The organism is Protofrankia sp. Cr1, from assembly GCF_963555865.1.
Taxonomy (GTDB): Bacteria; Actinomycetota; Actinomycetes; order Frankiales; family Frankiaceae; genus Protofrankia.
Genome location: NZ_CAUVXO010000309.1, coordinates 1 through 5965, shown reverse-complemented (window position 1 = coordinate 5965; position 5965 = coordinate 1). Strand labels below are relative to the sequence as shown.

The 5965-nt window shown below is 67.6% G+C and carries 5 protein-coding genes and 1 pseudogene; 3 read left to right on the top strand and 3 right to left on the bottom strand.

Features of this window, described 5'->3' with window-relative positions; translation table 11 throughout:
* Positions 1–490 (top strand): annotated as a pseudogene (locus U9980_RS19915) (hypothetical protein); the annotation flags it as partial.
* A gap of 547 nt (positions 491–1037) precedes the next feature.
* Complete coding sequence (locus U9980_RS19910; RefSeq protein WP_322769301.1) at positions 1038–2966, top strand: ATP-dependent nuclease; 1929 nt, start codon at positions 1038–1040, stop codon at positions 2964–2966.
* Between the two features lie 144 nt (positions 2967–3110).
* Here U9980_RS19910 and U9980_RS19905 read toward each other — a convergent pair whose 3' ends face one another.
* The 3 genes from U9980_RS19905 to U9980_RS19895 all read right to left on the bottom strand — a co-directional run bounded on the left by U9980_RS19905 (position 3111) and on the right by U9980_RS19895 (position 5553).
* Positions 3111–3728: a hypothetical protein gene (locus U9980_RS19905; protein WP_322769300.1), complete on the bottom strand. Its 618-nt coding sequence runs from the start codon at positions 3726–3728 to the stop codon at positions 3111–3113.
* Positions 3725–4546: a TIGR02391 family protein gene (locus U9980_RS19900; RefSeq protein ID WP_322769299.1), complete on the bottom strand. Its 822-nt coding sequence runs from the start codon at positions 4544–4546 to the stop codon at positions 3725–3727. The genes U9980_RS19905 and U9980_RS19900 overlap by 4 nt, the downstream gene beginning before the upstream one ends.
* Positions 4547–4623: 77 nt before the next feature.
* Complete coding sequence (locus U9980_RS19895; protein WP_322769298.1) at positions 4624–5553, bottom strand: endonuclease/exonuclease/phosphatase family protein; 930 nt, start codon at positions 5551–5553, stop codon at positions 4624–4626.
* 191 nt (positions 5554–5744) lie between these two features.
* Here U9980_RS19895 and U9980_RS19890 point away from each other — a divergent pair.
* Positions 5745–5965 (top strand): hypothetical protein (locus U9980_RS19890; RefSeq protein WP_322769297.1); only part of this gene is annotated, 221 nt, incomplete at its 3' end.

Here is a 5965-nt window from a genome sequence, read left to right as displayed (position 1 = left end):
CATGCGGGCCGACCAGATGGAGCGGGTGGTCGCGGTGATGACACGGCCCGAGGGCGGGCCGCCTGGTCTCGTGGGCGCGGACTGGAACTGCGTCGGCGCGGACCGGCGCGCGGACGGCGGCTACTACGACCTCGACCCGTATGCCGGCAGCGAGTGGTACGCGAACTTGATCTACCAGGCCGTGTGGGGGTACGACGAGCAGGGCCGCCGGTGGCATCGGGCGGACCGGGAGCCGGGCGAGGTGTTGTACGCCGGCGGCCTGGCTGATGCCGCGGTGGTCCTCGATCAGCCGTGGGAGGCGACGGTCGGGCACTGGAAGGCCGACAACCCGTTCGGTTACCGGCGGATCGACGGAATTCGCGTGACAGCCGGGGTAGTTCCGGCGCTGCGCGGGATCGAGGTGACGCGCACCGAACTGGCGATCAGCGCCTCCGATCATCTGCCGGTGACGGTCACCTACGAGACGTCCTCGCTGACTGTGGGGGCGTAGAGATCCGGTCCTCGGACCGCGGTCCGAGGCCAGGGGTTCGACGCTGGCAGAGTCGCGTGTTCGACGGTCACGCAATCGGAAGATCGATTCCTCCTTTCGTAACTGTGTGTAGTGGATGCCGAAGTGGGTTCCGCTGATCCTGCGGGCCTCGGCGCCACCCGCACCAACCCAGTAGCGATCAGTCTCCGGATCTACGTCCGCGATAACGGGATGCCGCGCCCAAGGCGCGGAAGGAAGGCTAGGTCGCCGTGGACGTGGCGTCCTGGCCCGACGCCTTCGTAACATCCGCCGAATGCGCCACAGCCGTGGTCGGGGCAGTGTGACCAGTCGTTCGGAGTTGTCGGCGGGGAGCGATACCCTCGATCTAGCTCAACGAGAGGACCCCGGCGGCGTCGAGGTCGACGGGCACCGGGGTCAACTCCTGATTGGCGTCTGGAATTTACCTCGAACAACAACGCTGGCGCACCTAGTGTCACACCGTTGTGCGCACCGTCTCTCGACCCGGCGCGCTGGGCCTCCTCGCAGACACGAGGAAGGACTCAGGCACGTGCAACTGATCAAGGCTCGGATCACGGACTACAGGTCCGTCGAGGACTCCGACAGCTTCGACATCGAGGAGGACGTCACTTGCCTCGTCGGGAAGAACGAGTCGGGCAAGACGACGCTCCTCCAGGCGCTCTTCCGACTCAACCCGGTGGAGCCGGCCACCTTCGACGAGGTGATCGACTTTCCCGCCCGCAAGACCCGCGAACGTAAGCAGCTCCCGGACGACAAGAGGATCCCCGTGGTCACGGCGACGTTCCGCCTCGGCGACGCCACGATGAAGGCCATCGAGGAGGAGTTCGGCTCCAAGGCCATGAGGAGCCCCGAGTTCGACGTCGTCATCGGCTACCGCGACACGTCCAAGACCTTCAGCTTCAACTACAACGAGGCCGCGGTCGTCGACCATCTGCGCTCCACCCTGGATCTTTCTGCCGCGGCGGCCAAGACTGTCGGGAGCGCGAAGACCATCTCGGACTTCCTTGACGCCCTCGACAAGCTGGAAGAACTCCCGTCTGACGCGACCGCGTTGGCCGACCGCATCCGCGGCTGGCGCACAGGCAGCTTCGGGTGTCACCTCATCGACCAGTACGCCAGCCCGGCCATGCCGAAGTTCGTCTACTTCGCGGACTACGACACGATGCCGGGCAAGGTCGCACTGCCCGACCTGGTTCGGCGGCGAATGTCGGGAGAATTCAAGCGTGGTGAGCGGGCGCTACTGAGCCTTCTGGGCATGGCGGGCGTCTCGCCCGAGGAGTTCAAGGACACCGACCAGCACGAGCGGCTTCTTCGCGAGCTGGAGAACTCCGGCAACGTCATCTCGGACGAGGTCTTCGAGTACTGGTCACAGAACAAGGAGTTGGAAGTCCAGCTCAAGATCCTGCCCCCGGAAGCCGGCGCCACCGCGCCGTTCGACGAGGGGCCGATTCTTCAGGTCCGCGTCTTCAACCGCCGGCACCGTGCCTCGGTGCCCTTCGATGATCGGTCCCGCGGCTTCGTCTGGTTCTTCTCTTTCCTCGCCTACTTCAACGAGTTGGAGGCGGCGGGTACCACGGACCTGATCCTCCTTCTGGATGAGCCGGGCCTGTCCCTGCATGGCCGCGCCCAAGGGGACCTGCTTCGCTTGATCGACGAGCGACTGGCGCCCAAGCACCAGGTTCTTTACACCACTCATTCCCCGTTCATGGTCGACCCCGACAACTTCCAGAGGGTCAGGACGGTCATCGATATGGAGCGCGGTGGAGCCAAGGTCTCCTCGGACATCTTCAAGGCCGACGAGGACACCGCCTTCCCGCTGCTGACCGCGATGGGCGTCGAGATGACCCAGACGCTATTCGTGGGCGAGCACACCCTGCTGCTCGAAGGCCCGAGCGACCTGATCTACCTGGACATCCTCACGGATGTTGCCGAGGCGAACGGGTCCACCGGACTCGACCCCCGCTGGGTGAAGACCCCCATCGGCGGCTCCGGGAAACTGTCTACTTTCGTGACCCTCCTGGGCTCGAACAAGCTGCACGTCGCGGTTCTCGTCGACTCCAGCACCAAGGACGTCGGAGCCGTCCAACGTCTTCGGGACAATGGCCAGCTCGCCAAAAACGGACTCGTCCAGATCGGCGAGTTCACCGGTACAGCCGACGCAGACGTCGAGGACCTGTTCGACCGGGATTTCTACCTCGAACTCGTCAACCGGGCCTACGTCTCCCAGCTCACGACCCCGATCAAGGCATCGGAACTTAACGCCAAGGACCCTCGCGTCCTTCGGCAGATCGAGGCCGTGTTCAAGAAGCGGAAGATTGCCACGAGGTTCCGCCACTACAAGCCGGCTGCGGTTCTCCTCCGAGAGCAGGCAACGCTCGTCCCGCGCATCAACACGGTAACGATCAAGCGTGCCGAGCTGCTATTCGCGCGACTCAACTCCCTGCTCTCCAAGCGCTGAGCTGTGTCTCCCGAGCGCATGGTGCCCTGGCGTCCCGCCAGGGCACCATGCGCTCGTCGCGCAGACCTTCCAGCCTGGCCAGCAGACCCAAGCCATCAGCCCTAACCGGAGGGAAGCTCCTCGGTCAGCTCCCGGACGATCCGGTCAGGGAGGTCTGTCCCCACAGGATGAGCCCGCCGGTGACCAGCCCGTCAGCCCGCGCGGTGGCCAGCTCGGCCGCGCGCCGCTGTTCGGCGCCGGGGTCGCCGGAGGGGATGCGCAGGCCCAGGTGTGGGCCGTGCAGCACCAGGACCTCACCGTAGCGTAGTGGCGGGCCGCGGCGATCCAGTCGGCGGCGAGGGCGCACAGCGCGTAGACGAACAGGGTGCCGTCGGGCTGTTGAAGCTGGAGCCCACCGCCGTCGCGGGGCCATTCCCCGAGCAGCCACCCGTCCAGGTTGGGCAGCCGGTGCACGCCGCGGGGGCCGATGCGCTGCATGCCATGCGCCAGCGCGAGTTCGGTCCACACCTCCTGCCGTGGCGTCGGATTGTCGGGGTGGGTCCACAGCGCCTGGTGGCGTTCGATCAGGGCGACCGGGACCCGCGGCAGGTCGGGGCTGAACCGAGGGATGCCGAGGTCGTCCTGATCGAGGGCGGCGTGCCCGAAGCCCAGAGCAGGATCATCAAGGTAGGCGGGCTGGCCGACGGCGGAGAAGTCGGCCGGGATCTCGTCGAGCTGCCGGTCGTTGATCTCCATGGGGCTCCCGTCGGCGGGTTCGGTCACGGCCGCGACACCCTGGTGGCGCTGTCCAGGCGTCGGTGCAGGAGCGACAGGGTCGAGAACAGATCCAGGGCGTCGGGCTCGGTGATGGTCCATCCCGCCGCGGCCCGTGGCGTGTGGGCCGGAGGGTTGCGGAACGTGCCGAACACCCCCTTGAGCAGGTTCGCGAACCCCTTGTGCTCGCTGATCTCTGTTTCGGTGCGGAACCCGTTGATCCGCAGGGAACCGGTATTGACCGCGAAGCAGTAGTCGACGAGGTCAGCGCCGTCGAGCTGCGAACCCCCGAGCTGCCGCAGGCGTTCCGCGAGGCCCTTCGTGGCCTCGAACACCGCGTGGAACAGCGACTTTCGAAGGATCTCCTCCTCGCAGTACCGGGTGACCTCCGGATGCACACCTCGGCGGGTGAGCTCGGTCCGTAGCCGTCCCGCCAACGCGGCCACCTCGTCCAGGGTGGTCGCCCTCCGCGCGGGCGCCACCCTGCCCGTGTCGCTGACCCGGCATCCGACCAGGGCGAGGGGTTCGGCCAGACCATCGCGCAGGGCCTCGAACCTGGCAGGGTCCTCCAGGTAGCGGCCGGGCGCCATCGCCTCGGTGATGAACCGGATGATGCAGTTGCTCGCCTGGTTGGCCTGCTGCTTGCTCATCAGCGCGGCCCACAGCCGGTCCCGTTTGCTGGCGCCCGGCTGGACATCGGCGATGCCGAGCATGCCCAGCAGCCGGTCGATCTCCCTACCGGTGAGCCCCGGCCGGTCCGTGCGGCCGAGGACGTCGCAGATCCCCTCGACGACCGCCGGCGGCCACATCGGGTACCGAGTCGTCATCGCCGCCCTCCACATACTGCCATGTGGGGATCATCCTCCCAGACCATCCGGTCTCACTCGCCTACTCTCGGTTCCTCTCACGAGGGAATCTGTGGGTTGCTGCGCCGCGCCCGGGCGCCGAGAGCTGCGGTCTCATAGGTGACCGTCACCGGCACATGATCAGAGGCGCTGATCGCCAGATCCGTGCGCGTCACCTCGACCGCGCGCAGCGCGGGCGCACCTTCGGCGGTCACCCGGATCGCGTCGATCCGCCGAGCGCCGAAGGTGTTACCGGCCCAGTGCCCGACGGTGGCCTCCCACGGCCGGTCGAGTAGGACTGCGGCATCCGCGAGCCCGCCCGCGTACAGCACCTCGCCCGGCTCCCGGTCCGCCCGATGCCACCGGCGGCCCTGCTCGTCGTACCCCCACACGGTCTGGCAGATCAGATCCGCGTACCAGTCGCTGCCGGCATACGGGTCCGGGTCGTAGTAGGAGCCGTCCATGCGCCGGTCGGCGCCGACGCAGTTCCAGTCCGCGCCGACCAGACCGGGCGGGCTACCCTCGGGCCGGGTCATCACCGCCACGACCGGCTCCATCTGGTCCGCCCGCATGTGCCGGCCGAACGGGGTCGCGTGGTGGCTCGCGTGCTGCACCGCACGCCCATCGATCTCAAAGGTGATCTTCGCGAGGGCGTGCCAGAAATCGGCCGCCCCGTAGGTCCGGAACGACCCCGGGACCACGCTCAGCTCCTCTCGCCAGATCAGGCCGACGTGGAAACGCTGCCGGCCGGCGGCGATCGCTGGCCGGTCCGGCCCGTAGGTGCACTCCATCCCGGCGTCGTCGGCGAGGGTCCGCAGCCGCGACGCAGCGACCTCGACATCCGGGGCGATAATCTCCTGGACCGCGACCACGTCCGCGTCCAGACCGCGGATGACCTCGACAACTCGTCCGTAGCGCTCGCGCTCGTCCGGACTGTCGGATGCCAACAGGTCGAGGGTGTTGTACGTCGCGAACCGAACCTGGGCCATGTGACGATTTCCCTTCCGTGTGGGTTCACGACGATGCGTCGCGGAAGGTCTGAAGCGGCATGACGGGCCGGCCAGCCGCTTTTCACCAGCCGACAAGTCCCGATATCTGATCATGTCTGCTGTCGCATGGCCGGCATCCGTGCGCGAGCATGGATAGGAGCGCCCGGATGTGAGCAGGACGGGTGATGCCGATGAGGGACGAGAAGGCGCGACGCTGTGACGCCCGCGACGCCGAGTACCGAGCCGCTCTCGGCCTGCCGGCCGATGGCCCGTTGCCGGCGAGCCTGGGTACGGTCGGCGGCTCCCGCGGCGGCGGTCACGCCGGCCGGATCAACCAGACAACCGCCGGACGGCCCGCCGGTTGGCGTCAACCCACCCGGTCAGCGCGGAAACGCCGAGGCAGGCACAGAGG